At 45.4% G+C, this 898-nt stretch carries 1 protein-coding gene; it reads left to right on the forward strand.

The window, feature by feature from the left end; all coding sequences use genetic code 11:
• Positions 1 to 132: 132 nt before the first annotated feature.
• Positions 133 to 898: phage portal protein family protein (locus ACS8FC_RS15725; protein ID WP_439297458.1), on the forward strand; the 766-nt coding region annotated here is incomplete at its 3' end.

The following is an 898-nucleotide window of genomic DNA, read 5'->3' on the forward strand; positions in this document are numbered from 1 at the left end:
GATTAACAAAAAGCCAAAAGGCACGCCTTCACCTAACCGATTTGATGCGGTGATGATGGTCTTTGCTGACAACATGGTTGAGAAGAAATCCAATAAACGACATAGAGCCACTGCTGGCAAACGGACGTATAGATGAACGATATAACTGAAAAGCCGCGTTACCGTGTCACAGCAGGTAAGGCGCTAAGCCAAGAGCAAGCAACTGACCTACGAGGTAAGACCTTTTACCGCTACCTGATCCGTACTGACACTGACGAAATACTTAAAAAGGCCGGTATCAGCCGTCATGCGCTAAAGACATTGCTTACTGACCCAGACATTGACCAAGCGATTGATAGACGTGAAGAAGAGTTAGGTAGTGCGACTTATACGATTACACCAAGTGAAGGTGCTGTTGCTGATTTTATCTATGGGCAGTTAGACCTGCATCTTGAAACGATATTACAAGGCTCATCGCTTAGTAAGTGGTACGGCTATGATGTGATTGAAATGCTCTGGGGTAAAGATAGCAATGGGCGTAATGCAGTTACTTCCATGATGTCAAAACCTATTCAATGGTTTGAGCCGTTATCAGGTGGTGCTCTGCAATGGTTTCCGAACGACGGTAGTCAGCCGGTCATGATTAGTGATCAAGCTGACTTTTACTATCGCTATCTATACCAGCAGCACAAGCCGACATATCTAAACCCTAAAGGTAAATCATTATTAAGTCGTGTTTACTGGCTGCACTACTTTAAAACCAATGGCTGGCGTTTTTGGTCTAAGTTCTTGGAGCGTTTCGGTTCACCCTTGCTTATTGGTAAGACTGACGCAACCAGTGATGCTGACGCCCAGGACTTTGCTAATGCACTACTAGCAGCGCATAACTCAGGCGTCGTGACTATCGGCGTTGATGAGG

The sequence above is a fragment of the Psychrobacter sp. 1Y4 genome (assembly GCF_051847555.1).